Genomic DNA, 25,221 nt, shown 5'->3' with positions numbered 1-25,221 from the left:
TCAGCTTTCACGCGGGCGAACTTCGATCATCTCAACATCAAAGATCAAATTGGAATGAGGCCCGATGTGCGGTCCCTTCTGGCGATCACCATACGCCAGGTGCGCGGGCACAAACAAAGTGCGCTTACCGCCTTCTCTCATCCCCATCAAACCAATATCCCAGCCTTTGATGACCCGCCCCGAGCCGATGACAAATTGAAAAGGCCTGCCATGATCATAAGAGGAATCAAACTTGGTTCCGTCCTCAAGCCGACCTTCATAGTTACAAATCACCAGCGCGCCTTTAACAACCTCAACGCCGGTTCCAACAACAGTGTCCGTAATTATCAGTTCATTCTTGTCCATGAACGGAAGCCTACAGTGCAGACACGATCCAGTCAAAAGAAGTCAGAGTTTGGGCGCCGGAACTTCATAATGAAGCTCCACAAAGGGGCTGCGATCCAAGACAGCTTTCAGTTTCATTGGAGGATGCATGGTCCGAGGAAGAAGCGGGGCTCCGCCGGATAGGGTCACCGGTGCAATATTAACAACAATCTCGTTCAAATATCCCTGATCGTAGAACTGCCCCACCAACTCCCCACCTCCCACAAGCCAGATGTTTTTCCCGTTGGCCACCGCTTTCATCTCTTCATAGACGGGCCTTACATCACCTTTTACAAAACGCACGTCGGCCTCAGGAAATAGAGGCAAATGACGGGTTGTAAAAACCCAGGAGGGGATTTTATACGGCCAGGCTTCGGGTTTTTCTTTCTTCAACAGATGATCGTACAACCACATATAAGTGGTGGAACCCATGGCGATGGCACCGACATCACGAATAAAGGATTCAAAATCCGGAGCCCCGGCGCCCCCGTCAAATTGAAAAAGCCACTCCAAAGAGTTGTTCTGATCAGCAATAAATCCGTTTAAACTGGAGGCACCATAGTAGACAGTTTTCATACACTAACTCCCCCCGTAGGCTTGCAGTTCTTTTTCCACAACATTCACCAGAAGTTCATCGTAAAAACGCATCACATTTCGATCCGAGCCACAACCATTGTACATAAAGCTGAAGTTAAAAATCCGCCCGTCAGAGCCCTTCACTCGCCCCACCATGGTGATGACATTTTTCATGTATCCGGTTTTGGCCTTCACCCACTCGATACTTTTGGAGGCAAGCCCCCGCTTCTTCAGCGTTCCATCAACCCCGGATATTGGCAACGAATCCATAAACACGGGTCTGAGTTTTTCATCCGAAACCACACTGGACAGGATTTTTAACATATTCCGCGAAGAAGTACGATTGCCATGATTTAATCCCGCCGGGTTCAGGAAGGTGAAACTGCCTTTGGGGAAATTCATCGCTTGCAGCTGTTGATTGATGATCTCGACACCTTCCGAAACAGAGGCCCTGCGACGATGCTTGATTGCTATCTGTGTGGCGAGCATCTCTGCCACCACGTTGTTGGATTCCTTATTCAAGTCGGCCAACAACTCCGCAATGGTTCTGCCTGAATGAGATGCCACCGTGACAGCGTCCGCTGGGGCCTGCCCCAGCTTTACCTGACCAGTGATCTGAATACCTTTTTGCTTCAAATAATATTTCAACGCATGCCCGGACCACTTTGCAGGACTGGAAACATTCTTTTCAAACTCATACTCAGTGTATCCACGTCCCAGCGTTCCTTTGACGAACAGAACCTCCTGCCCCGAAGACAGTTTTCTTCTTTCTGCAATCACGCCATTGGCAGACCCTTTGACTGTTTTGATATGCCCCACAATTTTAATGTAGTCGTTGGCAGGAATCATTTGCAGCTTTGCATTCTTGCCAAGCGCTCCCGGCCGCACGACGATTTTAAATGAATTCCAATGAAAACTCATCGCCCCGATGCGTGCATCGTGAAGGGCATCGACCCGGTCATAGTCGCGACTGTCATAGCGAACCTGATCAAACAAGGATTCATCCACAACCAGATCGCCTTGGATTTTTCTGATTTTCTTCTGTTGGATTTTAGCTGCCAGATCCATCATCCCGGCGACTCCAAAGGAAGGATCGCCTCCCCCCACCAGGTAAAGATCCCCTTTATACAGAGCCCCCCGAACCGCCCCCGCCAGCTTCACCGTGGTTTCAAAACGCTCTTTTGCGCCAAAGTTGCCTAAGACGCCCACTGAGGTGATGAGTTTTGAAACGGAGGCCAGACTCATGCGCTGATCTGAATTTATATCGACCAAGGTCTTGGGCGCTTTATCAGCGGTGACAATCAATGCTGACAAATCAGAAAGAGAGATCTGGTACTTCTGGGCGGAGCGAGCGACTTCGGCGCTGTAGTCCGACGCCCAAGCAAGTGAACCCAGTTGCAACGCACAGAAAAAAGAAACAATGCTTTGCCGGAACATACTTTAAGGATACGCACACTTGTGATTTCGCACAACCCTCGTTTGCCGGTTTTTTCGTGAGTATCTTTCGTTTCATCCACAGTCAGCTTGTGAACTCTTTATCGAAGGATTCCTGACGAGGTCATCGCATCAACTCTATCGATATACATCAGTTTTAACGTGAATAAATCTCCGGCACTAAGTCCGCGATCATCCGAGTGGCGAGAAACGCAGTAGCTCATCACTGAGTTCGGGTCGTACTCGGTATAGCCAAAGCCCCATTTCAAGCCCTCTTGCTTTTCACCACCGATGCTGCATGTGGAGTGGGGATGGTCATGTTCGTGATACAATCCGGCGATATGACCGAATTCATGGATCACAGTGGATTTCCGCAGGCCTCCGACAAAGAAGTGAATGTTGCCCGCTACATTTGGAAAATCCTTAGAAACACGGAAGAGCTGATATCCAATCGTAGCACTGCCCCGAGTGCCCTCCAGCCATCTCAAAACATTTTTGGGGCGGAAGTTAATGATGACGTTATCTTTCTCGCCGGGCACACAATCTTGAAAACCCACAAAGTAAATACCCGTGCGCGCTGGGGTGAACTCATCCTCAACCCAACGGCGCACTTGGGCTTTATCCTCGGCTTTCCATCTACTTCTGCTGTAACTGTCCCTGGAGTTTTCAACAGGGTTCGCGAAACAGACTTTCACGGCATCAGGAGTCCAACGACGCCACGTAACCATGCCAGCCGAGGCCTCATGCCCTACAGAGAATAGAATTAGAAATAGGAGCAATACTTTTGTTTTCAATCACACCTGCCCGATCTAGTCCATTGGTGTGATGCAAGCGATTCGCCAGACTCAAATGAAATATATTTGCCAATAAAGCGAGCTCCGACTCACTCCTTAGACTATGGGTTACAAATATCGTCAGGGATGGGTTTTAACGTCGCATGTTCGCAAGATGTTCGGAAACATTTACCACCCCCAACACTGGAAATCCCGTCGGGGACGGGGCTTAATCACCCACACTGAAATTCATATTCATTTGCGGGCCCGGCGTGGTGGACTTTGAATTGCCCGTCTTTTCGAGATTGGTATTTTTAAACTTCACATCACTGAGGCAGGTCTCATACCCGGCTTCACCCTGTTTGATTGTGCGACCGGTGACATCGGTGCAGCTGGATGAAAAAGTGACTTTAGAATTTGATTTCTGAGAAACCTCTGCAGGCATTCCTTCCATTTCCATAGCTTGGAAACCCTCAGGAACAGGAACTTTCACGGCGGCCTCTTCAGCCAAACTGAAAAAAGGCAAACCCAACACTGCTGCTAATAGCAAAAATTTCTTCATGCCATGACCTCCACACCTATGAAGCAATCATAACCTGAAGAGGACCTCAGCGCCCGTAAAATTTTCGACGCATATCCTTGGTGATCTCTGAGATCTTCTGATTCAGGGCCGTTTCGAACAACTCTTCGGCCGAGATTCCATAAAGATGGCCAATCTTTTTAAAAGACTCCACCGGAGGCATGGATACATTTCGCTCCCAATTTGAAATAAACTGAGGCGTTGAGTACCCGAAATGTTCTGCAACCGCAGCCTGGGAAAGATTCGCAGCGAGGCGCTTGGCTTTTAGAATTCGTCCAAATGTCTTTTTCTCACGCATGCCTTATTCAAACTAGATTTCTTGACACGATCAAGAAATCTTAACGTGCAGGTCCAGGATTCCCCGCACAAAAGCAGTGCGAAAAATCTATCCAATGTTCATTCAGATTCGTTCTCCCCCAGAAGAGAAAGCTGCTGCGGATTGTAGGATTTTAGTGCTTCTCTCTCCTCAAACTCAAACTCCACCACTTCCCTGCTATTACGTAAAAACTCCACAGTCTGCTTCGGCGACAACTGCGCTTCCATCCAAGGATCCCAAGCATCTTCACGCAAAAACAAAGGACATCGATCATGCCCCGCCTCCAGAATGTCGGCCGGCGGTTCTGCAGTGAGAATCGCGAAGGATTCGAAAGTTTTTCCTGTGGCCTCATCTGTCCAGGAATCCCAGATGCCAGCGGCCGTCAAAGGCTGGCGGCTCTTTGCAAAAATACCGATGTTGTGTCCAGCAAATCGCCCGGTTTGAACGGATTCAATAAAGAACGACATCGGCACCAGACAATGATGGGATCGAAAAGGCTCCCGCCAAGAAGGTTTGTTAAGGACCTCTTCAAGGCGAGCGTTGTAAGTTGCAAACTTTGGCCTTCGCGTTTTCGACCAGGAAGGTATAAGGGAGTAGTTCATCAGCCGAGCCTCACGCCCGGATGGCGTTAAGACCACGACCGGAGCCGGCCGATGGGGGTAGATGATTTCTTTTGGGAGCACAAAAATCTCAGGCAACGCAATTCGATAAGTCCGTTCAAATAAATTGAACTCCTCCAAAGCACCATATCTTGCGCACATTCTCTGCGTTCCTTTCATACTTGTGATTTAAGAAATATTTGACACCTCACGAGACCAGATTCCCAGGGGCAAATAAGCGATCAACGCCACCTCAAATAGGTTGGATCTGGGCATCCCAAAAAATCCTTTTATGACCGCCCGCGAAAACAGTTCTAAGTTGTGAAAAAATAGTTCAAGATTGATCTTCCATTCGATGCGCGGGTGGTGGAATTGGTAGACACGCAGGTCTCAGAAGCCTGTGGGAGCAATCCTGTGGGGGTTCAAGTCCCCCCTCGCGCACCAAATGTCAAGTTCTGCGAACCAAGATTCCTTTTAAAATTAAGTACTGCCCCCAAGGGGGAATCCGAACGGCTGAAGCCAACCCCTTTCAGGGCCAGCTCACGCTCAAAATGTTCATCGTCCACGATCCAATGGATCTTTACCGTTTCTGTTCCGACTTCCACTTTGTGGATGAACTTCTTAATCATCTGCCGCAGTTCATTCGGCTCGATTTCCTTCGTCACGAGTTTTCGGTAGTGGGTTGAGAACTCCTCAAACTTACTCAAATCCACCACACGATCTAAGCTTGTTCTGCCTGTTGACCTCAATGTTTGAAGCTCGCTTTCGTGATTTGCTTTGATGTCTTCAAGGCGTTCCATTTGCTTGTAGATCGGAGCTGCCGACACGGACTTCGGAAGTTCCGATAATCTTTCTGCAAGCCCATCAAGCTGACTACTCAATCCATAAATTTTAGCCTTAAGCCGTTCTTCATCCTTGCGATGGGGATTCTCGGCGTGTTTCTCACGAACACGATTCAAGATGTCCTTCATAAAATCAGGTCTTAAGATCAAGTCTTTGAACTTTTCCATCACAAGAGGCTCAAGCTTCTTTGCAGGTACTCGGTGCGGTTCACACTTAAATAGCTTCTTCGATAAGGTTGAATCTCTTTTTGTTGCCCAAGCGTGTTCGTAATAGGCCACCTTGCCATTTCTGCCTGTTGCAGATTTCCCAGGCATAAAGCTTGAGCAGGTCTGGCAATGGGTGATTCCCGATAAAAGATACGGTCTACGGTTTTCTTTTGTCGGCTTAAAGCGTCCCTTGTTCTTTTCTAGGACTTTTCCAACCCGGTGAAACATTCCTTCGTCAACAATGCCAGGCCAGACGGCTTTTGCTTCTTTCGTTTCTCCTCGATGTGTATAGACCTTTATGCCGATATAGACTTTGTTCCGCAGTAGAGCTTGCAGATTATCAACCGTGAAATGCCCAACACGTTTAAAACTGCCGCCGCCTTCACGCTGCTTCTTGATTCGGTAGCCGTTGTCATTAAGCCAAATCGCAGCACGCGAGAGTGAACCTTCCCTAAGAAACGTCGCAAAAGCGACTCGCACGATCTCGGCCATTGCCTCATCAATTTCAAGATATCCTGGCCTCTCTGGAATCGTTTTATACCCAAGCGGTACACAGCCACCGTTATAAAGACCTCGAGCCGCACGAGCTGCAATGTTGGCCTCAACTCGCTCGCTGGTTTGCCTTCGTTCAAACTGAGCAAGATTCATCAGTTGCAAGATCACCATCTCACCTGCGGCCGTTGTGGTGTCGAAGTCTTCTCTAAGACTCGTGAACCCGCAGTCATGAAGCTTCATCAAATCCCACATTTCAATAAAGTCTCTGGTGTTGCGCGAGAGTCTTGAAAGCTCAGTCACCATCACAAGGTCAATTTCTTGTGCCCTGACTGCGCGAAGTAATTCTTGAAGCTTTGGGCGTCTCATATCCTTGGCTGAAATCCCGGCGTCAACAAAAACACCCTTAATTTCGCCAAAGTTTCCAAGACTGTTCTTGTATGTAACAGCCTGACGCAAGCGATCTTCCTGGTTACGAATAGAGCCCTCAGGGTTCTCGGCCTGTTCTTCCGTTGAAACCCTGATATAGAGCGCGATTTTGAAATTCTGATTTTTCGTTCCGTAACTAGCCATCGGTTCCTGTCCTTTGCTTGCGGCCATTATCCGCAGGTTTGGTTTCAGGAGCTTCAGACTGATTCTCTAAGAGCTGGCAGAAGTAACGATAAACCAACTCTGCCACCTCATCAAGCCTTTGACTGTATTCCTCAACTGACACTCGCATGGGGACGATCTCGACATCTTTAACATCCCATGTCTTTTTCATTTACTGACCTTCGTTTTGACCTCTGGTTCCTTTTCCCCTCAATTCCTAAATTCAATAATAATCATCAATAAACCTTAAGAACTTCCAGCCCTCCACCTAACTCACTTTTGCCGCCGTAAGCACTGGCCACCCTTCATCGTTGAGGGAGGGTGGCCAGTGGTGGAGGCGGCACTTCCACTTAACCCACTTTGGCGGGAAGTTCCCTCTGGCTCTCAGCACTTAGCTTTGTTTGGATTTCTTCTTTTTTATCTTGAAGGCTGCTCACCCCAAAACCAACTGGGTGAGCAGGTTCAAATAGCTTTTCTAACTCAATCGTTTGATCAAAATATCTCACCGTGGATGCCTTGGTGTTTTCCAAAACATCGTCCACCAAGGACCATAAAAACCATGGGCCATATTTGCCATTGTACTTGGTCCAAAGAGTTTCTAGGTGTTTGCCTAGAGACTCTGAAGAAACAAGATACCAAACTGCCTTGAGATTTCGTTTCTCAGCGTAGGATCTAAAAATATCACGGTAGCGATCTTTATTTTTATGATGCAGCTCAAGTTCGATTGCGATGGACTCCATAATGCCTTGATAGCTCACGCCCATGATGCCATCTGGTACGGACTGACTTTTGATTCTCTGAAGACCATATTTTTTCGCCATAGCAGATCTGATCTCGTGTTCTGGAATCCACGAGCGCGCTATTCCAGCATCCTCAAGCAAAAGTCTTAGCTCAGTGAGTTTGACGTCGTGACCAAGCGACAATCTGTGAAAGTGTCTTTTGGGATTCAAATAGCCAATGGCCTCAGCTCCTTTTGCTGTGAGAGCCCAGGCGTTCTCGTAGTTCGTAAGCCCCTCAATGCGTTCGATGAATTTTGCCTTCTCAAGTTTTCGGAGTCTCCGAAGTACCGTTGTCTTAGCGATGCCTTTAAAAACGGTTTTACTCAGTTGTGAAGTCGTTAAAATCGCGCACCTAGAGATGGTGGCAAAAATCTCTAGGTCTCTTTTGGTGAGAAGCATAGACCTCCCATCACCTTACAAAAAGTCATCTAAGGCAGCGTTTGCGGCAGCACTTGCAGACCGCTCACGCTTTTCTTTGATGACTTCTAACTTTCGTATTTCCTCAAATCGGAGTTTTTCAGCGTTCTCAAACTCAATTTGTTTTTGGCTTTGCAGCTTTGTCTCGAGCTCTTCTTGGATCTGTGGCTCTTGTTCTGCGACATCAAACGGAAGTGTCTTGCTCTCACGGGTTCTTGATTCAGGCCGAAGAAATGAAAGCGCCAGGCTCCCTAAGAGAAAAACAGCCACGCAAATCACAGACGCTAGAAATCCATAGACAATCAAGTTATGAATCCCACTCACAAGACGCCAAATCGGTGCTTGAAGCCTATTGCTACCGTTAAACAGCATGCCGTAATAGATGAGCTGGCTTCCGACCAAGAAAACCAAACAGCCGCCCACCATGCGACTTCCGAAGGTCATCATGCCTCCGCTTTATGAAATTGAATTTCCTCAAAAGAAAAGTCTGAAAAAGCCAATGCGCCCGAAAAACTGGCCTCTCATAATACGGTAAAACGACACGAGTTCCTTAAATTGCGCACGTCATCTCAAAATTAACGGCAAGACACAGGCATTTTTAGGTTCCATTACGGCCGAAATTAACGAGCGAAAATATTTTTATTTGTCTGAAATCCTTAAGAAAACTCTGATGCGAATGAGCATGACAAACTAATTTGTGTTGCATATATGTAACATCGCATGAAAACAAAAACTCGCAGGACATTGCAGCAAATCATTAAGCCCGATGAAATCGCACACGAAGCCTACGCTGTCCTGGTGCAAAAGCATGTTGCTTCGCGAAGGCTCTCAAAAGAGTTTCTATTAGATCGATTGCAAGAGCGGGCCGTTTACACGGAGTTTCTAAAGCTTTGTATGGAGTACGACTATAAGGGCGATCTCCAAAGTCTCAGAGAGGGCCTCGCCGTCGTCATCAAAGCCATAGGCCCCGGCAAAGTCGCAAAGGCGACAGGTCTTAACCGCGTGACTCTCTATCGAATGCTAGGAGAAGACGGGAACCCGAGTCTCAATAACCTAACGGCTCTCTTACGAGCGTTGAACTTAAGCCTCTGGATCGTAGATAAAGAGTTTTACGGTTTGCGGGAGCAAGTGCGGCGTCGGTCGGGACGCCCGTTCAAAGGCAAATAAGAGGCTCCTGAGTCTTTTGAAGCGCTCAATGGTATCCAGAATACGCGCCAAATGTTCCGCAGCTGATGCATCAGGGGCATTTCCTTATTGACCGCCGATCTAGAGCTGGGATATGTAGTTAGGAATTTTATTTGCATCCCCTTCTGCGAGACACTATGACTTCCGAGATCCCCGCATCCATCCAAAAACAAGTCGATGAAGCTGCTTCAATTATTCGGAAGCATCTCGGACGACACCTGATAGCTACTTATCTATATGGATCTGCTCTTGATGGAGGCCTGAAACCTGAGAGCGATATCGACCTATTCGTTGTCGTCAATAACTCGCTGTCAGAATCTAATCGCAAGCAGCTCATGACTGAAATGCTGTCAGTTTCTTCATATCCTGCTGCACATGGCATTCGACCTATTGAAGTCACGGTCGTCGATGCTCGAACTCTTAAACCTTGGGTTTACCCACCAAAACGGGAGCTTCAACTCGGAGAATGGCTCCGTAAGGACATCGAATCTGGCTCATTCGAATCTCCAAAAGCTGATCCGGACCTGGCGATCCTGATCACCAAGATTAGAAAGTCCAGCATCGCTCTTCACGGCCCATCTGCGATGGAAATCTTCGACGAGGTTCCGGAGGCGGACCTCAAAAAGGCTTTGCTAAGTACCCTCCAGCAATGGCAGTCAGTAAACGAGCTCCGGGGGGATGAGCGAACCATCGCCTTGGCGATCGCTCGCATTTGGTTTACGGCCTTGACCGGGACCATTACTTCGAAGGACAAGGCCGCAGAATGGCTCATTCCGCAGGTGCCGATACATCATGCCAAGCTCCTCACTGAAGCCCGCAATGGATATCTAGGAATAGCGCCTGATCGTCTCGCCGAGAAGCACCAGGAATTACTCAACTTTGTCACGTATGCTCAAAGCAAACTCGAAAAAACTCTAAGCGGCGATACGGCGAAGCGGCTCTAATTTATATTGCCGATCAGTACGAGAGCATGAGCCTTAAAACTTCAAACGTCGATATTCTCAAACTTTTCCCATCAAAATCATCCGAATAATGACACTTGTCAGTGAAGCAAAGGCCGCTCGGATGAGCGGCCTTTTGCATTTGCAGTTTGCGTCTTTTGAAGCGCTTTTCAGATTTTAGGCTGCGGTTGATGTTGTGTCGGACACTGCCACGTTTGGTGTCTGCTGCAGGGCTGACTCCTCGTGGAAAACTGCCGTCATCGTCGGCTTCTGTGCCTCCTTCTTTTTTAGCCATTCCTTCTTTTGTGCATGAACGCTGCCGTGGCTGCATTTCGCAATCCGGCCAATTTCTCGGTAAGAAAGACCCGCGTCCAGCAGTGATTCGATCAACGTTGAGTTGCGTTTGCGCTCCCTGCCGATCCGCTTGCCCTTAGCTTTCGCATTGGCAAGACCATTTCGCACCCTCTCGGCGATAAGATCCCGTTCGAGCTGGGCGATAGCGCTCAAAATCACAAATACGACATGGCCTAGGCTGGTGTTAAGATCAATTTTCTCCGTCAACGAAATGAAGTTCGCACTGTGTTTCTTAAAGACTTCCAGTGCTTTCAACATATGTGAAACTGACCTAGCGAATCTGGAAAATGCAAAGACAACCACAGTTTCAATTTCACCGTTTTCGACAGCTTTCATAAGGCGGTCTAAACCTGGTCGAGATGCCTTGGTTCCGCTTTGATTCTCATCGGCAAAGAGTTCGTAGTTCTCGATCTTGTTTTGCTCACAAAAGACTCTCAAAGCGCGGATTTGTGACTCTAAGCCAGTTTTTTGATCTGCCGTCGAAACTCGGGCGTAGAGGGCCGTTCGGCGTTTAATAGGGTTATCCGTTGTTTTCATGAGTGCTCCTTAAAAGCCCACCAAGGGCAGGCTTAGCTTTAGAAAGTGCAACTCAACTGGACAATTCAGTATGACGTAACCAAGCTGAAACTATCGTCTAGAACAAAAACGAACTCGACGTCGTTCAGCCGTTGAAAGACCGGCTATACGAAAATCACATCGTCGCAGCTCCTGAAAGTAATTCTGGATTGCCACGGTCGTTTTTCCGTATTTCTCGGCCAGTTGTTTTCGGGAATATCCTTCGATCCATCGCAGTCGCGCCAGCTCTGCGAGATCAAGTCTTGGCTCCCGCCACTGGATTGGGTAAGTTTCTACCCTAACCAGTGGTTCTCCTATCCTCGGATGGCGGGCACCACTAAAAAAGCCGCCAACAGCGGCTTTTTTTGTTTTGACTGACGGGTCCTTTCTAAGGCCCCCAAAGACCACCCCACACGAGAAAACTTTACCAAAGCCCCCTAGGACAAGTTTTTACTACGGACCCACGGTGCTCTGCACTTCAAGGAACTTCGCCGATTCTTAGGAACTCCCCCAAAAACCCGTCATCTCGCATTTAATGGCCCCTCGACAGACTTCTGAGCCCTGCTTGTATATCTTTCTTAAGTGCCTAGATTCATGGAAGGTTCCAAAATCGGAATATCGCGGAAGGACCCGGAACAAAATGCAAACTGATCCGGCCTCCCCTAGATGACTTCGTGAAAATCAGATATATAAAAGCCACTCATTAGGGAGCATCGATATGACCAAGAAGCACCACTATAGAGACTATATCCTGAAGGAACTTGAACGCCGTCAGCGCAAGAATCCGTCCTATTCCCTTCGCGCCTTTTCCAGAGACCTGGAAGTGCCCTGTTCGCGCTTGTCAGAGATTCTAAATGGAAAGGTCGGCCTGTCTGAAAGCCGCGCCGTAAATTTGGCATCAAAGCTGAACCTGTCCCCTTCGGAGCAGGAATTTTTCGTGGATCTGGCTTTATCAGAACATGCGCGCAGTGCTGTTCTGCGCGACCTAGCGGCCCAGCGAGTGAAAGCCCGCGAGGAAGCTTTCGGAAAAATTGGGGAAGAGCAATTTGCGGTAATTTCTGACTGGTATCACACTGCGATCACTCAAATTCTTCTGCTTAAAGACTTTGATCCATCCATCGAAAATATCGCTCGCCGCCTGGGACTGACACAGGATACAGTCGAAAAAGCACTGGAACGCCTGGATACACTGAAGCTTGTCATGAAAACTCCTGAAGGCCGATGGGTAGCAGACGACAGCAAATACTCTTCCAGCTATGGCGGATCCTCAGAAGCTGCTCGCAATTACTTCCTGCAGATGCAAAACAAAGCGGTCGAAGCCATGAGTGCTGAAAACAAACGCCGCTGGGACATGGGTTGCACCATGGTGCCCACCAATCGTGACAAAGCCAAAGAAGTAGCACAAAAAATCCGCCAGTTCCGACTGGAGCTGATGCAGGATCTGCAAAGCTGCGAAGACAAAGATTCCTTGTTCGCACTTTCAACGAGCTTCTTTGAAATGACCGACCTGCCTGCGCATTAACCCCCAGGGCGAGGGCTTTGCCCCGCGCCCTCGAGTTAACTTTTCTGATCCGCAGGAAAAATCACCGTCACCTTGCCTCCCCAGGCCTTGCGTGAAGAAAACTCCAGACGGCCCTGATGAAGGCGCACAAACTGATTCACCAAAAACAGGCCCAGACCATAACCTTCCGCCGAAGTGGTTTGACCTGATGGCTTGCTGCCGGCATGACTTAGAATCTTCTGCATTCTTTCCGCATCAAAGCCGGGCCCCTGATCGATAACACTCAGATGAACCTCGCCGTTTTGAACCTCTGAATTGACTTCAATCACCGAGGACCTGGGGGAATGTTTGATGGAATTACTAATGATATTTCTTAAAATCGCCTCGAACATTTTTAAATCCACATGAACCACGGTTTCATCGCGCAGAGAATTGCCGGCGACCGTAAGATCTTTTTCGTTCAGGGCTGGCTTCACCTGCCCTATGGCGGACTTTACCAAATCCGAAATCTTTGTCGGTTCTTTGCAGATTTCATAAAAGTCCCCCTTTGTGGCGGTCCAAAGAAGAATATTACGCACCAAATCCATTGAGGATCTGGCAGTTTCAGCCAGCAAATCCCAATCCTGTTCGCGACGGTGGGCCACCAACAAAGACATACCCGACAAATTTCCCAACAGGTCATGGGACAACAGGGACATCAGGCGCTGATTAACCTGGGTTGTGACTTTTAAATCTGTGACCTCATTAAAGACGATCAGATGCCCGGGCCCCGCAGGAAGAACCTCCCCTAAGGGCTGACAGGTCACTTCAAAATATCTGCCCTTAGCTGTGGCGGCACTTTCATCCGTTCGCAGCTCCAGCGAAACATCCACGGGCTTCTGGTTCAAGGGAGGAATGCCCTTCATCAAAGACGCGGGCAAAACCTCTTCCAGCAGAGCCCCGACACTGGCTATGGACAGATCAAAAAGTTCGGCAGCACGGGTGTTGAACAATGCCACCCGCTGTTCGGAGTCCACCAGCAACACTGGGATTGGCAAAGCCTCAAACAGACGATGACTGCGCTGAGACAAACGTTTTACAACCTGTTGCCGTCGCAGAATATAGTAAAAGGCAAAAGCAGACACAATCTGAGTCAAGATGGGCATCCCCAAGAATCTAAAACGCGGCAAAAACAAAAGACCCGACACTGTCCAATCCCACGTAGTTTGACCGGTTTCAAGGGGGGCAAATCCCACGTAAGTGGACCGGCTTTGGGGGAAGTAAATCCCACCTAATTTGACCGGGCAATTGCTTACGTTTTCAGCACATTTTCTCCATCTGATCCCATGCGCTAAGCTGCTGGTTTAACAACCAGACTACAGCAAGGAATACGCATGCGGAAACTCAGAAAAAAGGACTTGGAGAAAATCACAGTGGACCGAAAAATCGTCGAAGGCCTTCGCGAAGGACACTCACTCACCGCACTGACTAAATCAACTGGTAAAGGCAAAGGTTACGTCATAAAAATCCGCGACCAGGCGATAGAGCATGGCTATGTAGCCGTCGCAAACCCAGAGAAGAAAATCTACTGCAAAACCTCAAAAGAAATCCCACCTTACCCAGAGGCGCTGTTTCCGCTGCGCGATGGTCGCAGCGAGAAGGCCATTGAAACGGATGCCATCTTAGATCCCAAGCGCGAATGGATCAAGGAGCGCATTGAACTTGGCTGGAGTCCGCAAAGTATTTTTGAAGAGCTTCCGCTCTCTGTCCCGCGATCTAACTTCTACCGCTACATTCACCGCCACAAACTTATGCGATCCGCACCTGCGCGCAATGTGATGGAGCTTGTTCACTCACCGGGGGAATGTCTGCAGGTGGACTGGGGAAAGCTCTTTGACGTCGTCGATCCTGTCACAAAAAAGAAAAAAACAATTTGGATTTTCGTTGGCGTTCTTGGGCATTCTCGTTACGAGATGGCCCGAGTTGTAGAGAAACTCGACTTTGAAACAACTGCCGAAGTTTTAATAAGCATGTTTGAGGAACTTGGCGGAGTCCCTCGTAAAGTGACTTCTGATAATCCCAAAGTCTTTGTTCATGAGGCATCAAAGCACGAGCCGACGTTGAACCCGGCCTTTGAAAGACTGGCCTCGCACTACGGGTTCGTTGTCGAGGCATTGCCGCCTTATTCTCCAGAGAAAAAAGGCAAAGTGGAGCGAATGGTTCCAATGAAGCGTCGCCTTTTTGAATCCTACGATAAGTCCCAATATTCACTGAGCGGCGCACAGTCACACATGAATAAAAAGATGAGTATCGCCAATGAGAGAAAGCACGGGACTCACCTACAAAAACCTTTGGATGTGTTTCTTAACGATGAAGCCTCGTTGTTAAAGCCTCTTCCTTTATTACGCTACGAAGTGGAAACCATCACTCGCTCAACAGTGAGGTCTGATGGTTATGTTCGCTTTGCAAACAAGTACTACCGAGTAGACACAAGACTCAAAGGCGAAATAGCTTTGGTGATTGGTAATTCAGTTCAAGTAAGTATCTACTGCAACGGTCGACTGTTAGAAGTTTACGAGCGCATCCAAGATAAATTCACAAGTAAAGCCTGTAAAGATCATTACAAGGAGTCTTGGGAGAAGACTCTTCAAGATCATGGTCACTATCTGAAGCAAGCAAAAATTATCGGCGTCAATGTTGAGCGCTTTGTAGGAATTATTTTGGCTCGAGGCGAAGGTTTTGTTGATACACGCAGCGTATGGGGTCTTCTGACGCTGAACAAGAAGTACAGCAATGCCGACATCGACAAGGCCTGCCTTTCAGCGCTGGAGTTATCACAGGTAAATTTAAAAACAGTTCATCAACTATTGAATATTATGGCAAAGCCAAAACCCAAAGCTCCTCGTCATGAGGAGGTTTTATCCGCGCAGACGGTGGGAGGTAAGTTTGCGCGCGACATGAGTGAGTATAAAAACCATTTACGTCTGGTTCATAGCAACCAGGCCCACTGAAAGGAAAGACAGTTATGACAATAGATGTGATACGCGATCAGTTAAAGCAGTTACGAATGCCCGCGGCATCCGCAGAGATCGAGGGTTTAGTTCAAAAAGGAAAACGCAGCCAGGATCTTAAGTGGCTCAGTGAGCTTCTATCCACGGAATTAGATGCAAGGGCAGATAACGCCGTAGAAAAAAGGATTAAGAAAGCGGAGTTCCCAGAGCGAAGAAGCTTTGAGCAGTTCAATTGGGATTTCAATAAAAAACTCCCGCGCGAAAAAATCGAGGATCTGAAAGATTTAAAGTTTATCGAGAACAACGAAATTGCATTGTTTTTGGGAAGTCCCGGCACGGGCAAGAGTCATCTTGCGATTGCTCTTGGGATGAGCGCTGCGCAGGCTGGTCACAGTGTTTTTTGTACGAGTGTAAAAAGACTTGGGACAAAGATCCGTAAAGCGCGCGAGAACAATAAGCTCGATGTTTTATTCAAACAAATTCTAACATCAAAGCTATGGATCTTGGATGACTGGGGCGTCGTAACAATGCCACGAGACGTGAGTGAGGAGATCTTCGATTTATTTGATCGACGCAAGCACAATTCGGCTATGATCTTAACCAGCAACCGCGACGTTGAAGAATGGCCACAAGTTTTTACCGATCCGATCCTGGCAAGTGCTGCCATCGACAGGATGTTCGAGAATGCCCATATTTGCATTTTTGAAGGCCCCAGTCACCGCATGAAGGGACGAATAACTTTCAACGATATTGACAGCGAGTAGAAAGACCAATAAACCCTCAAAAATCAGGTGGTCAAAGTATCTGAAACGAACCCGGTCAAACTAAGTGAAACGGAACACCGACACATCAGCCACAATATACAAAGACAGCGAAAACAACATCAGACGAGAATAGAGAGCTTTATTTCTTCCAGCCTGACGGACCCCGCGACTGCAGATAGAAATCACAAAGCCCAAGAGAACATAGGAATACAACACATGAAGCTGCCCCAGCCATCCCAGCCTCCAGCGAATTGCCGCAATACCAAAGGATTCAAACGGCTGCACATCGGTCATGACCAACCGATGACCTTGTGGAATCAAACACGCAGCGATGATCAGCAAAGGAATAACAAAGAACCAGCCAATGCCTCTTGTTGAGGGAGCCTTCTGAGGCTCGCGGAAAAGTTCTTTGGCAAACCAAAGCCACAGCGCTGGCAACGGAGTGATAAAGACAAACCGCAGGCGGGCAAAAACTTCTTTGGTTTCAACAGTGACACTGAAGACCATCAGAAGGTTCATGATCAACCAGCCGATGTACATAGCCATGATGGCCATATAGATCTTCACCGCAATATTCTGACGATACTCCAAGCAGGCCCCGGCAAAGAACACACACAGCATGGCCCCAAAAAAATAAGCCATCATCAGAATCTGGGCATTAAAAGCAGAATTTTCCAAATTAACTCCAAAGAAGCTAATTTTCCGAACCCTAATCACGATAGTCAATCAACGGAGATTTGTAGAGTTTTGAAAAGAAAAAACCCCTATGATTTCTCACAGGGGTTTTGATTTTTTGCTTCAATATTTTCTTGGTAGAAAATTTGGAGCGGGAGACGGGGCTCAAACCCGCGACCTTCGCCTTGGCAAGGCGACGCTCTATCAACTGAGCTACTCCCGCAGTATCGTTTCGAGAGAACCAAAATTACAGTTGCCTCACCCTATTGTCAACGGGTAAAAATCAAAAAAATGAAGACTTTATTGTACGGACGCATCAAAAAATGGGTGATTTTTGCTCTTATAGGCTGTTCTGCTTATTTTGCAGGCTATATTTGGGGGCAAAGCCAAAAACAAAAGCCTCCGACTCCAATTCCGGTTCTGACAAACCCTCAATAATGCCTACCCAATCGTCATCTAGGTTAACTGATTAAAACATGACTCGCCCCCGAAAAGGCCCCATGAACTAACTTTAGTTTAAGGAGACCGCATGAAAGCGTTTTGGGAAATCATCTTTTGCCTGTTTGCCACAAACTCGGCTCATGCCGCCTTGTTTTCACAACTCCAGGGAGCCTACCAGGTTCTGGGTTGCGAGAATCTGGGGGCCACACCGCACACTTCGGTTTGCCAATTTGCTCAAGTCACCCTCCGCAGTGAAGCCTTCTTCACCACGATCACCTTTATGGACGACGGATCGCAAGAGCACAACACCCTAACCCTGACCCTTCCCGGCAGCTTGAAAGATCAACCAACGGCCCGCTATTGCGAAAAAGGCGACTTCTTTGGGTTCTATAGCAACGAGGGCCGACTGGGGGGCCAGGTGGTGATCCTGCGACGACTTAAAAATGGTCTTTACCACCTCTCTGTCCATCTGCGCTCGGATCTTACGAAAACTCTGGACGTGATTGAGGTCGACCTGGACAAGCTCCCCTAAGACAGCGTGGTCTTAAAGCGATTCCAACTGACTGTGATCGCTAACAGAGCCATGGCAGACAAAATCAGAATATTAAAAACGATCAGACGCCCATCTCCCCCTTTAAGCATTATGTTGCGCAAAAGTTCGATAAAATAAGTCAGCGGATTGATGTAAGAAAACACCCGCAAGACCCACGGCATATTTTCAACAGGAAACACCATCCCCGACAGTAGCACTGAAGGAAACAGATATAAAAATCCCCCCATCATTGACTGCTGCTGAGTTCGGGCAATGGTTGATATAAACAATCCAATCCCCACTGTGCAGCAAACAAAGACAAAGGCCGACAAAAGCAACAACCACAAACTGCCGCGCAAAGGCATTCCAAACAGCACCATCGCCACACCGACAATCAAGGGCAAATTGCTCATCCCCAGCAGAACAAAAGGAACTGTTTTTCCCAGAATTACTTCCTCGGGCTTTACCGGAGCCGAGATCAAAGTCTCAAAGGTTCCCAATTCTTTTTCACGAGTGATCGACATACTGGTTAATAAAATCGTGATCAGACACACCAGCATACTCATCACCCCAGGAACCAAAAATAACGATGTACGCATGGCGGGATTGTATAAAACCCGCACATCAAAACGCAAAGGTGGGTTGAATTCATAAAGGGATCTGACGATGCCGGAAAAGTATCTTTCAATCCCCTGCGCCCGTGTGACATTGGTCGCATTGATAAGAAGTTGAAGCTCCCCCTGACCCCGTCCGACAGGGGCATCCAATCCCCCTGCGGGCGCCACCATGACGGCATCCGCTTCATCGTTTTGAATCTGCAAAAAAGGATCGATCGATGTCGTTGTTGCCGGAACAAACCAGCCCGATGCCAGAGCTTTACGATGAATCTGATGCAGGCTTGTATCACCCGGAGCCCCCACCACACTTAAGCGGATATTCTTGGCCTCGGTGGAAAGCGCCACACCGAAGATCGTCAGCTGCACACAGGGAGCCAGAAAAAGTAATATCCGCATCCGCGGATCGCGCAAAGTCTGGCGAAATTCCTTACGCACAAAACCCCACAGTGTTCTCATGGTTCCACGTCCTTTTTAAACTTCCGGGTCGCCAGGCCAATCATCAGGAAGAACAAAAAACACATCGCCAGAAAACTGGGCAGGACACTTTGCAGACTGGCCCCTTTTAAAAACAGATCCCGGCTTAAAGAAATAAACCAGCGCGCCGGCAATAACATGGTCAGATAATAAAAAAACCGCGGCATGTGCTCGACCGGAAAAATAAATCCCGACAGAAGGATCGTCGGCAGAAGACCAGAAAGCATCGCCATCTGCATACTGAGCTGCTGCTTGCGCGTCACAACAGAAATCAACAACCCCTGCGCCAGATAGGTCGAAAGAAAGATCAAACACGAAACTAGATACACCACAAAATTCCCTCGAAAGGGCACCGCAAAAACAATCTGCGACATCAGAAACACAAAAAACACCGCCACAAGCCCCATCACCGAGTACGGCAATAGTTTACCCAGAATGATTTCCACGGGCCGCACCGGGGTTGACAGCAAAAGCTCCATCGAGCCGTTTTCCCATTCCCGGGCCACCGTCAGCGCCGTTAGTAGAATCGACAGGATAGCAATGATGGCCGCGGCAAGTCCGGGAACCACGAACCACCGGCTGTTGAGTTCGGAGTTAAAAAGAAAGCGCGAGCGAATCACAATAGGCTCACGAAAAGGCCCCAACTTATCCGTCAGAACTTTTTGCTGTATCCCCCCAAGATAGCCCAAAATTGAACCCGCAGAAGAATTGTCGGTACCATCAATCAGGATTTGCACAGAACTTTCCGATCCAGGCCTCAAATCTTCGACATATCGCGGGGGGATCAACAAGGCGGCATGCGCCCTCCCCTCATCCAAAGCCTGCAGCGCTTCGGCGGGACTGTGCACGGGAAGTAACTGAAAATACGACGAACTGGCAAAGCTCCTCTGCAGTTGCCGTGAGCCCTGTGATTTACTGCTATCAAAGACAGCCAACGAGATGTGGTTCATATTAAATTCAATCGCATAGCCAAAAAAGATCACCATAATCACCGGCATACCCAGGGCCAGCGCCAAAGTGAACGGATCGCGGATAATATGGAACACCTCTTTTTTTGCAATCGCCTGCACGGAACGAAGTCTCATCTTCCCTCCACCTGCTCAATAAAGACGTCCTCCAAACTGATCTGATCCGGATCTTTGTCAGGAAAGCTGTTTCTTTTTAGCGCTGCCGGAGAATCCAGAGCAATCAACTCTCCAGAGCGCATCAGGGCAATACGCCCACACTGTTCAGCTTCATCCATGTAGTGAGTTGTCACAAAAACCGTTTTACCTTCACTGGCCAGACTGTCGATCAACTTCCAAAACCGCTGACGAAAAGCCGGACTGACTCCCGCCGTGGGTTCATCCAGAAAAACGATCTCAGGATCGTGCAGCACTGCCGCCACCAGACTGACCTGCTGTTTAATACCCCCCGGCAGATCCCGCACCAACGTGCCTTCCGAAGATCTAAAACGAATCATGTCCAGAAGTTTTTCTTTTTGCCGTTGAAACAAGTTGGGGTCCATCTTGCGCAAGGACGATGTGAAATCCAGATTCTCCTTCACGGTCAAGTCATCATACAAAGTGAATTTTTGCGACATATAGCCGACCTTTTTCTTCACTTCAAAGGACTCGGTGAGCACATCCAACCCACACACAAAAGCCTGCCCCGCACTGGGCAGAAGAAGACCGCACAACACCCGGATTGTGGTTGTCTTCCCCGCCCCATTGGCCCCTAAAAAGCCAAAGACCTCCCCTTTTTTCACAGAGAAAGAAAGCCCACTGACGGCATAGAAGTCACCAAACTGAACCGACAGATCGCGAACCTCAACGGCCTTCATGGAATGTCCTCCAAAGCATCGTACTGCAGAAAGATCTGATCAAAACTTTTGCAACTTTCTTGCTTCAACAACGAATGAGGCTCGCCCTCCAGCAAAGTTTTACCATTAAACAGCAGATGCACCTTTTGACACTTGAGGGCCTCATCCATGTAAGAGGTTGTTACTAAAATCAGCAACCCCTCGGACCTCTGCAATTCATACAAAAGCTGCCAGAAATCCCGACGACTGAGTGGATCCACGCCATTGGTCGGCTCATCCAAAAGCAGGACCTTGGGTGATGCCAGTAAAGAGCAGATCAATCCCAGCTTTTTATACATGCCTCCGGAAAGCTGCGAAGCCAGGCGATCTGTGAATTCTTCCAGACGCGCCATTTGCAACAAGGCCTTGCGGCGCTGATCATAGGCGCGGTCTGAAATCTGATACAAAGTGCGAAAGAATTCCAGATGCTCATGAATACTCAGCTCCGGGTACAGGCTTTGTGTCTGAGGCATGTAAGCGATGCTCTGGCGAAGCTCTGCCAGGGGAATCTCTGTCCCCTGAAGCAAATACTGAAGGCGGCCCCTGTCTGCGCGCAACAACCCAATCAGATGTCGAAGCAAGGTGGTTTTGCCAGCACCCTCCGGACCAATAATACCGTGAATCAGCCCTGGCTCGAAAGACATATCCACCCCGTGCAAAGCTTGGGTCCGTCGAAGTTTTTTGTACAGCCCTGAGACCTGCAGGGAAACGCCTGAGGCTGTCATCGGTCTTTTTGCCATTCCAAAGTCATTCCAGGCTTCAGAATGCCGTCTGGATTATTGAAGCGAACTTTAACAGCATAGACCAGACGTGTTCGCTCCCGGCGGGTTTGTACGTTCTTAGGCGTGAATTCGGCTTCGGGATTAACGTAGGTGACTGTGCCGGGGAATTTTTTGTTATTCATTTCCGGAAGTGTTGCTTCAATTTTTTGCTCCAGCTTCAAAGAGGCGATTTCATCGTGAGGAAGATAGAAGTAAGAATAGACTTCCTCCAGATCACCGATGGTCAAAAGCTTTGATCCAGGCCCCACCATTTCACCGGGCTCAAAGTAAGTGGTTAGCACCGTTCCTTTTAACGGTGTCACCACCGCGCACCAACCCTTGCGGGTTTCAATATCGTCTTTCTTGTTCTTTATTTGGTCGTAACTTTCCTGCGCGATACTGCCGCTGCGATAAAGTTGTACTGCCCGATCAAAGTTTCGCTTCGCCAGGTCGTACCCCAGCTTGATCTCCTCGCAAGTCAGCCGAACCAGCATCTGATCCTTTTGTACGGTCTGACCTTCTTTCACCAAAAAGGCCTCGATCACAGATGAAACCCTAGCTGGAATGTCCACCTTGGTGACTTCCACCGTTCCGGCATAAGAAAAAGAACTTTTAAAAAGAAAGACTTTAGCCAGATAGGCCAGAAGCAAAACCACCAGAATAACAATCAGAGGCAGAATCTTCTTTTTGGACATCCCTCAAGCCTAGCCCCAAGGATGATAAAGGCAAATTTGATACGATGAGGCTTGAAGAAAAACAAAAAGCCGGGATCTCCCGGCTTTTTGCAGAATTGCTTATGATATTTCCCGGCAATTAATTGCCCGGAGCAAACCAGCAGCGTGGACGCGCACCCACAGCATCACGTGGAGTGTAGCAAGAACCTGCTTTGTAGTCAGAGTTGCTCAGCTTTTCACTTTCTTTAGCAACACACAAGCTGCCCGCGAAGTAAGTGTCCAAACGGCACTGAGTCGCAGGATGTCTGTCATCTGTGCGAGTCACTTCTTTTTTATCTGGAGTGCCAAATGTTGGTGGGGTTGTTTCTTTACGCAAAGCCTGGAAAAGGTTTGCGACAGACTGACCCGCCAAGGAAGTTCTCAAGCAGATCAGACGATCTTGCTCTTCCGGGAACTGAGCCGTACATGCCGCCTCAGCCACTGGATCCAACTCAAGGTCCTTCAGGATCGCGGCATTGTCGTCTTCAGCAAAGAAGCGACGAAGACATTTCAAGCCTGCGAAATAGTCAGAGCCACCTTCATTTGTCGCCCATGCGCCACCGAACCAGCTTTGCATTTTTGGTGCACCACCATTGTGATGACCGTACTCATGACAAATAACCAAGGCGAAACCTTCAATCGTTGTCGCCGGGTGACGAGCCAAACCACCGTACATGTTCACAACTTGCGTATTGCCTGATCTTTGGGCAGACGCATTCACAGTTCCGTCATTCCAAAGACGGTTGATTTTCAAACGATCACCCATTGCTTCCACGTCTTTAGCGTAAAGCCTTTCCATACGATCGATGACCTGGTTAAATTGTTGTTCTGTGATACCGCCCACAGTGAATAGACCCACTGGGATGTTCAGATTGTTTTCTGGTACAAAGCCAGAGCACAGTTCACTTACTTCCTTGGTAGCTGTTTGGTTCGTGAAGCCTACAGTTGCAACCAATGCAACAACGGCTAACGCACGACGTAGTGTCGTATTTGTCATGACTTTCCCCTCCTTGAGTCTAGACGTATGAAAAATCGTATCAACATGATGCGGACAAACTCAAATATTTTAAATATGTTATGATGCACCACACCTTGGTCGAGATTTAACATTACAACCCTCATCTTTGATTAAAGATCCGCAATTCATGTGTCGAAAAGAAAGAATCAATAGTTCTTCCATGATTGAAGGAGCCGATTCATGAATTCCATTACGACCTGGTTCCGCGGCTTACGCGGACGTCTGCTATTCTCTGCCACTCTTCCGGTTGTCGCCTTTGCGATTCTTACGGGGATTGCATGGAAGTCGATGAACAATCTTGGCGGTATGTTGACTGACGCTTACACCAATGTCATCCCAAACATGGATGCGCTTGGACAGATCGGGATGCAACGCGCACGCATTGGATACTTTATCTGGGCAGCCTTGGCCAACGATGAAGATCCCAAGTCACGCGAGAACTTCATCAAAAGAGCGCGCGGCGCTTTCGATGAATTCAAAAAGTTTGAAGCTGTATACTCCAGCAACAGCTTCACTCCAGAAGCCGAAAAGAACTACGCCAAGACAAAAGAGATCCAGAGCAAGTTCTATGCATTGACAGATCAGATGATCTATCTGCTGGAGGCAAACACTACTGGAGCCAACAAACAAGTTCATAAGGCTATGAATGGTGGCGAATGGCATATCATGGCCATCACCTATCAGGACATGATTGCTGCCAACATGAAAATTTACCGCGAGGTTTCGGCGGCCAATGATAAGCTTCAACAAGAATCTCGTGCGCACGAAGTCCAGCTTTTGTGGCTGATTTCTGCATTCTGTTCTTTCCTGGTGTTTGGTATTCTTATGTGGATTGCCTACCGCGTTTCCAACACTGTGGGTTCTATCGCCACGGGTCTTTCCGAGGCGGGCCAGCAGGTTTCCAGCGCGATCACACAGTTGACAGCGGCAGGCCAGACTCTGTCTCAATCCTCCACAGAAGCTGCTGCTTCTTTGGAAGAAACCGTGGCGTCTCTTGAAGAGATGTCCTCTATGGTTCAAATGAACTCTGATAATGCCAAACAAGCGGCGGCCCTGTCCCAGTCTTCCAAAGACGCCGCCGAACAAGGTCAGTCTGAAATTCAGCTTTTGATCACTTCCATGAACGACATTTCCCAATCTTCCAAGAAGATCGAGGAAATCATCAGCGTCATCGACGATATCGCCTTCCAGACCAACCTGCTGGCTCTGAATGCAGCCGTTGAGGCTGCCCGGGCCGGCGAACAAGGCAAAGGCTTTGCCGTGGTCGCTGAGGCCGTTCGCGCCCTAGCTCAACGCTCCGCATCCGCAGCCAAGGACATCAACACGCTTATCAAAGACAGCGTGGAAAAAGTCGATCGAGGTTCTCAGATCGCAGACCGCTCGGGCGATGTCCTGAACACAATTGTGAACTCGGTTAAAAAGGTCTCTGACCTGAACAATGAAATCGCAGCGGCCAGCTCCGAGCAGACCACCGGAATTCAGCAGATCTCCAAAGCCATGAATCAGTTAGACCAGGGCTCTCAGGCCAATGCGGCCTCCTCTGAAGAAATCGCGGCTTCTTCTGAAGAAATCAGCGCTCAAGCCCTTCAGATGCAATCCATGGTGGTCAACTTGAACGAGGTTATTGCTGGAGCCCATGCCCACAGTGAACCTCCCAAAGTCACACCGAAAAGCCAAAAATCCACCCCAACAGTGACCCCGAAAGCGGCCGCCCCTAAAAAAGTGATACCTTTCCCGAAACAGCCGGCTAAAGCCGCAGCTCCAAAAGTGGAAAAAAAGCCACAGAGCAGCACCGTTATCCCGTTCGATGAAGACGAAGGACGCGGTAAAGTCGGAACCACTGACGGCTTTTAAAGATTTGCTCCCACAACGGCCTTCAGCTAGTATGTGG

Annotated in this window: 27 protein-coding genes and 2 tRNA genes; 8 read left to right on the top strand and 21 right to left on the bottom strand. The window is 48.4% G+C overall.

The window, feature by feature from the left end:
* The 7 genes from ACZ5ZV_RS09110 to ACZ5ZV_RS09080 all read right to left on the bottom strand — a co-directional run bounded on the left by ACZ5ZV_RS09110 (position 1) and on the right by ACZ5ZV_RS09080 (position 4,803).
* Positions 1 to 345 carry an FKBP-type peptidyl-prolyl cis-trans isomerase gene (locus ACZ5ZV_RS09110; protein WP_464121099.1) on the bottom strand — a complete coding sequence of 115 codons (345 nt, stop codon included), beginning with the start codon at positions 343 to 345 and terminating at the stop codon, positions 1 to 3.
* A gap of 42 nt (positions 346 to 387) precedes the next feature.
* Positions 388 to 939 (bottom strand): dihydrofolate reductase family protein, encoded by a 552-nt coding sequence (locus ACZ5ZV_RS09105; protein ID WP_464121097.1) that lies wholly within the window; start codon positions 937 to 939, stop codon positions 388 to 390.
* Between the two features lie 3 nt (positions 940 to 942).
* Entirely contained in the window at positions 943 to 2,376 is a 1,434-nt protein-coding gene (dacB, locus tag ACZ5ZV_RS09100) for a D-alanyl-D-alanine carboxypeptidase/D-alanyl-D-alanine endopeptidase (RefSeq protein ID WP_464121095.1), read from the bottom strand.
* Between the two features lie 98 nt (positions 2,377 to 2,474).
* Positions 2,475 to 3,101, bottom strand: a complete 627-nt coding sequence (locus tag ACZ5ZV_RS09095) for a zinc metalloprotease (RefSeq protein WP_464121093.1) — start codon at positions 3,099 to 3,101, stop codon at positions 2,475 to 2,477.
* Positions 3,102 to 3,375: 274 nt separating this feature from the next.
* The gene (locus tag ACZ5ZV_RS09090; RefSeq protein WP_464121091.1) at positions 3,376 to 3,708 is read right to left on the bottom strand and encodes a hypothetical protein; all 333 of its coding nucleotides are present in this window, start codon (positions 3,706 to 3,708) and stop codon (positions 3,376 to 3,378) included.
* A 46-nt stretch (positions 3,709 to 3,754) separates the two neighbouring features.
* Positions 3,755 to 4,024: a helix-turn-helix domain-containing protein gene (locus ACZ5ZV_RS09085; protein ID WP_464121089.1), complete on the bottom strand. Its 270-nt coding sequence runs from the start codon at positions 4,022 to 4,024 to the stop codon at positions 3,755 to 3,757.
* Positions 4,025 to 4,122: 98 nt separating this feature from the next.
* A complete protein-coding gene (locus tag ACZ5ZV_RS09080; protein ID WP_464121087.1) occupies positions 4,123 to 4,803 on the bottom strand; it encodes an SOS response-associated peptidase in 681 nt (226 codons plus the stop codon).
* Positions 4,804 to 4,998: 195 nt separating this feature from the next.
* Between ACZ5ZV_RS09080 and ACZ5ZV_RS09075 the strand changes: the two genes are divergently transcribed.
* Positions 4,999 to 5,085, top strand: a tRNA-Leu gene (locus ACZ5ZV_RS09075).
* Here the strand turns inward: ACZ5ZV_RS09075 and ACZ5ZV_RS09070 are convergent.
* From ACZ5ZV_RS09070 to ACZ5ZV_RS09055, 4 genes are all read right to left on the bottom strand, one after another.
* Positions 5,064 to 6,755 (bottom strand): recombinase family protein, encoded by a 1,692-nt coding sequence (locus ACZ5ZV_RS09070; RefSeq protein WP_464121085.1) that lies wholly within the window; start codon positions 6,753 to 6,755, stop codon positions 5,064 to 5,066. The two genes, ACZ5ZV_RS09075 and ACZ5ZV_RS09070, sit on opposite strands and share 22 nt — an antisense overlap.
* Positions 6,748 to 6,945: a hypothetical protein gene (locus tag ACZ5ZV_RS09065; RefSeq protein WP_464121083.1), complete on the bottom strand. Its 198-nt coding sequence runs from the start codon at positions 6,943 to 6,945 to the stop codon at positions 6,748 to 6,750. Before ACZ5ZV_RS09065 ends, ACZ5ZV_RS09070 begins: the two co-directional genes overlap by 8 nt.
* Before the next feature lie 178 nt (positions 6,946 to 7,123).
* Positions 7,124 to 7,951: a hypothetical protein gene (locus ACZ5ZV_RS09060; protein WP_464121081.1), complete on the bottom strand. Its 828-nt coding sequence runs from the start codon at positions 7,949 to 7,951 to the stop codon at positions 7,124 to 7,126.
* 15 nt (positions 7,952 to 7,966) lie between these two features.
* On the bottom strand, positions 7,967 to 8,416 hold the full coding sequence (locus ACZ5ZV_RS09055; RefSeq protein WP_464121079.1) for a hypothetical protein: 450 nt from the start codon (positions 8,414 to 8,416) through the stop codon (positions 7,967 to 7,969).
* 273 nt (positions 8,417 to 8,689) lie between these two features.
* On the opposite strand from ACZ5ZV_RS09055, the gene ACZ5ZV_RS09050 reads away from it, so the two are divergent.
* Both ACZ5ZV_RS09050 and ACZ5ZV_RS09045 read left to right on the top strand, forming a co-directional pair.
* Positions 8,690 to 9,136, top strand: coding sequence for a helix-turn-helix domain-containing transcriptional regulator (locus tag ACZ5ZV_RS09050; RefSeq protein WP_464121077.1), 447 nt, complete (start codon positions 8,690 to 8,692; stop codon positions 9,134 to 9,136).
* Between the two features lie 155 nt (positions 9,137 to 9,291).
* Positions 9,292 to 10,098 (top strand): aminoglycoside adenylyltransferase family protein, encoded by an 807-nt coding sequence (locus ACZ5ZV_RS09045; protein ID WP_464121075.1) that lies wholly within the window; start codon positions 9,292 to 9,294, stop codon positions 10,096 to 10,098.
* Positions 10,099 to 10,272: 174 nt separating this feature from the next.
* Here the strand turns inward: ACZ5ZV_RS09045 and ACZ5ZV_RS09040 are convergent, their stop codons facing one another.
* Positions 10,273 to 10,986, bottom strand: coding sequence for a recombinase family protein (locus ACZ5ZV_RS09040; RefSeq protein WP_464121073.1), 714 nt, complete (start codon positions 10,984 to 10,986; stop codon positions 10,273 to 10,275).
* A gap of 736 nt (positions 10,987 to 11,722) precedes the next feature.
* Here ACZ5ZV_RS09040 and ACZ5ZV_RS09035 point away from each other — a divergent pair.
* Complete coding sequence (locus tag ACZ5ZV_RS09035) at positions 11,723 to 12,526, top strand: TIGR02147 family protein (protein ID WP_464121071.1); 804 nt, start codon at positions 11,723 to 11,725, stop codon at positions 12,524 to 12,526.
* A gap of 35 nt (positions 12,527 to 12,561) precedes the next feature.
* Here the strand turns inward: ACZ5ZV_RS09035 and ACZ5ZV_RS09030 are convergent, their stop codons facing one another.
* Positions 12,562 to 13,641 carry an ATP-binding protein gene (locus tag ACZ5ZV_RS09030; RefSeq protein WP_464121069.1) on the bottom strand — a complete coding sequence of 360 codons (1,080 nt, stop codon included), beginning with the start codon at positions 13,639 to 13,641 and terminating at the stop codon, positions 12,562 to 12,564.
* 237 nt (positions 13,642 to 13,878) lie between these two features.
* Between ACZ5ZV_RS09030 and istA the strand changes: the two genes are divergently transcribed.
* The gene (gene istA, locus ACZ5ZV_RS09025) at positions 13,879 to 15,495 is read left to right on the top strand and encodes an IS21 family transposase (RefSeq protein ID WP_464117241.1); all 1,617 of its coding nucleotides are present in this window, start codon (positions 13,879 to 13,881) and stop codon (positions 15,493 to 15,495) included.
* A 14-nt stretch (positions 15,496 to 15,509) separates the two neighbouring features.
* On the top strand, positions 15,510 to 16,259 hold the full coding sequence (gene istB, locus ACZ5ZV_RS09020; RefSeq protein ID WP_464117240.1) for an IS21-like element helper ATPase IstB: 750 nt from the start codon (positions 15,510 to 15,512) through the stop codon (positions 16,257 to 16,259).
* A gap of 60 nt (positions 16,260 to 16,319) precedes the next feature.
* Here istB and ACZ5ZV_RS09015 read toward each other — a convergent pair whose 3' ends face one another.
* Complete coding sequence (locus tag ACZ5ZV_RS09015; RefSeq protein ID WP_464121067.1) at positions 16,320 to 16,937, bottom strand: histidine kinase N-terminal 7TM domain-containing protein; 618 nt, start codon at positions 16,935 to 16,937, stop codon at positions 16,320 to 16,322.
* 144 nt (positions 16,938 to 17,081) lie between these two features.
* Positions 17,082 to 17,157: transfer RNA gene (locus ACZ5ZV_RS09010), tRNA-Gly, on the bottom strand.
* Between the two features lie 306 nt (positions 17,158 to 17,463).
* Here ACZ5ZV_RS09010 and ACZ5ZV_RS09005 point away from each other — a divergent pair.
* Complete coding sequence (locus ACZ5ZV_RS09005; protein ID WP_464121066.1) at positions 17,464 to 17,907, top strand: hypothetical protein; 444 nt, start codon at positions 17,464 to 17,466, stop codon at positions 17,905 to 17,907.
* On the opposite strand, the gene ACZ5ZV_RS09000 is transcribed toward ACZ5ZV_RS09005, so the two are convergent.
* The 6 genes from ACZ5ZV_RS09000 to ACZ5ZV_RS08975 form a co-directional block, all read right to left on the bottom strand.
* On the bottom strand, positions 17,904 to 18,980 hold the full coding sequence (locus ACZ5ZV_RS09000) for an ABC transporter permease (protein WP_464121065.1): 1,077 nt from the start codon (positions 18,978 to 18,980) through the stop codon (positions 17,904 to 17,906). The genes ACZ5ZV_RS09005 and ACZ5ZV_RS09000 overlap by 4 nt on opposite strands.
* Complete coding sequence (locus ACZ5ZV_RS08995; protein WP_464121064.1) at positions 18,977 to 20,083, bottom strand: ABC transporter permease; 1,107 nt, start codon at positions 20,081 to 20,083, stop codon at positions 18,977 to 18,979. Before ACZ5ZV_RS08995 ends, ACZ5ZV_RS09000 begins: the two co-directional genes overlap by 4 nt.
* Entirely contained in the window at positions 20,080 to 20,820 is a 741-nt protein-coding gene (locus tag ACZ5ZV_RS08990) for an ABC transporter ATP-binding protein (protein WP_464121063.1), read from the bottom strand. The genes ACZ5ZV_RS08995 and ACZ5ZV_RS08990 overlap by 4 nt, the downstream gene beginning before the upstream one ends.
* Positions 20,817 to 21,578, bottom strand: a complete 762-nt coding sequence (locus ACZ5ZV_RS08985) for an ABC transporter ATP-binding protein (RefSeq protein ID WP_464121062.1) — start codon at positions 21,576 to 21,578, stop codon at positions 20,817 to 20,819. Before ACZ5ZV_RS08985 ends, ACZ5ZV_RS08990 begins: the two co-directional genes overlap by 4 nt.
* Complete coding sequence (locus ACZ5ZV_RS08980; protein WP_464121061.1) at positions 21,560 to 22,294, bottom strand: efflux RND transporter periplasmic adaptor subunit; 735 nt, start codon at positions 22,292 to 22,294, stop codon at positions 21,560 to 21,562. The genes ACZ5ZV_RS08985 and ACZ5ZV_RS08980 overlap by 19 nt, the downstream gene beginning before the upstream one ends.
* Positions 22,295 to 22,412: 118 nt before the next feature.
* Complete coding sequence (locus tag ACZ5ZV_RS08975) at positions 22,413 to 23,309, bottom strand: hypothetical protein (protein WP_464121060.1); 897 nt, start codon at positions 23,307 to 23,309, stop codon at positions 22,413 to 22,415.
* Between the two features lie 201 nt (positions 23,310 to 23,510).
* Between ACZ5ZV_RS08975 and ACZ5ZV_RS08970 the strand changes: the two genes are divergently transcribed.
* Complete coding sequence (locus ACZ5ZV_RS08970; protein WP_464121059.1) at positions 23,511 to 25,184, top strand: methyl-accepting chemotaxis protein; 1,674 nt, start codon at positions 23,511 to 23,513, stop codon at positions 25,182 to 25,184.
* The last annotated feature ends 37 nt before the right edge of the window (positions 25,185 to 25,221 follow it).

It is taken from the genome of Bdellovibrio sp. HAGR004, from assembly GCF_055397015.1.
This window is presented reverse-complemented; position numbering and strand designations above follow the sequence as displayed.

Coding starts and splice junctions, on each gene's coding strand:
- ACZ5ZV_RS09110 (WP_464121099.1), bottom strand. CDS start 345: ATGGACAAGAATGAACTGATAATTACGGACACTGTTGTTGGAACCGGC.
- ACZ5ZV_RS09105 (WP_464121097.1), bottom strand. CDS start 939: ATGAAAACTGTCTACTATGGTGCCTCCAGTTTAAACGGATTTATTGCT.
- dacB (WP_464121095.1), bottom strand. CDS start 2,376: ATGTTCCGGCAAAGCATTGTTTCTTTTTTCTGTGCGTTGCAACTGGGT.
- ACZ5ZV_RS09095 (WP_464121093.1), bottom strand. CDS start 3,101: ATGGTTACGTGGCGTCGTTGGACTCCTGATGCCGTGAAAGTCTGTTTC.
- ACZ5ZV_RS09090 (WP_464121091.1), bottom strand. CDS start 3,708: ATGAAGAAATTTTTGCTATTAGCAGCAGTGTTGGGTTTGCCTTTTTTC.
- ACZ5ZV_RS09085 (WP_464121089.1), bottom strand. CDS start 4,024: ATGCGTGAGAAAAAGACATTTGGACGAATTCTAAAAGCCAAGCGCCTC.
- ACZ5ZV_RS09080 (WP_464121087.1), bottom strand. CDS start 4,803: ATGTGCGCAAGATATGGTGCTTTGGAGGAGTTCAATTTATTTGAACGG.
- ACZ5ZV_RS09070 (WP_464121085.1), bottom strand. CDS start 6,755: ATGGCTAGTTACGGAACGAAAAATCAGAATTTCAAAATCGCGCTCTAT.
- ACZ5ZV_RS09065 (WP_464121083.1), bottom strand. CDS start 6,945: ATGAAAAAGACATGGGATGTTAAAGATGTCGAGATCGTCCCCATGCGA.
- ACZ5ZV_RS09060 (WP_464121081.1), bottom strand. CDS start 7,951: ATGCTTCTCACCAAAAGAGACCTAGAGATTTTTGCCACCATCTCTAGG.
- ACZ5ZV_RS09055 (WP_464121079.1), bottom strand. CDS start 8,416: ATGATGACCTTCGGAAGTCGCATGGTGGGCGGCTGTTTGGTTTTCTTG.
- ACZ5ZV_RS09050 (WP_464121077.1), top strand. CDS start 8,690: ATGAAAACAAAAACTCGCAGGACATTGCAGCAAATCATTAAGCCCGAT.
- ACZ5ZV_RS09045 (WP_464121075.1), top strand. CDS start 9,292: ATGACTTCCGAGATCCCCGCATCCATCCAAAAACAAGTCGATGAAGCT.
- ACZ5ZV_RS09040 (WP_464121073.1), bottom strand. CDS start 10,986: ATGAAAACAACGGATAACCCTATTAAACGCCGAACGGCCCTCTACGCC.
- ACZ5ZV_RS09035 (WP_464121071.1), top strand. CDS start 11,723: ATGACCAAGAAGCACCACTATAGAGACTATATCCTGAAGGAACTTGAA.
- istA (WP_464117241.1), top strand. CDS start 13,879: ATGCGGAAACTCAGAAAAAAGGACTTGGAGAAAATCACAGTGGACCGA.
- istB (WP_464117240.1), top strand. CDS start 15,510: ATGACAATAGATGTGATACGCGATCAGTTAAAGCAGTTACGAATGCCC.
- ACZ5ZV_RS09005 (WP_464121066.1), top strand. CDS start 17,464: ATGAAAGCGTTTTGGGAAATCATCTTTTGCCTGTTTGCCACAAACTCG.
- ACZ5ZV_RS09000 (WP_464121065.1), bottom strand. CDS start 18,980: ATGAGAACACTGTGGGGTTTTGTGCGTAAGGAATTTCGCCAGACTTTG.
- ACZ5ZV_RS08995 (WP_464121064.1), bottom strand. CDS start 20,083: ATGAGACTTCGTTCCGTGCAGGCGATTGCAAAAAAAGAGGTGTTCCAT.
- ACZ5ZV_RS08990 (WP_464121063.1), bottom strand. CDS start 20,820: ATGAAGGCCGTTGAGGTTCGCGATCTGTCGGTTCAGTTTGGTGACTTC.
- ACZ5ZV_RS08985 (WP_464121062.1), bottom strand. CDS start 21,578: ATGGCAAAAAGACCGATGACAGCCTCAGGCGTTTCCCTGCAGGTCTCA.
- ACZ5ZV_RS08980 (WP_464121061.1), bottom strand. CDS start 22,294: ATGTCCAAAAAGAAGATTCTGCCTCTGATTGTTATTCTGGTGGTTTTG.
- ACZ5ZV_RS08975 (WP_464121060.1), bottom strand. CDS start 23,309: ATGACAAATACGACACTACGTCGTGCGTTAGCCGTTGTTGCATTGGTT.
- ACZ5ZV_RS08970 (WP_464121059.1), top strand. CDS start 23,511: ATGAATTCCATTACGACCTGGTTCCGCGGCTTACGCGGACGTCTGCTA.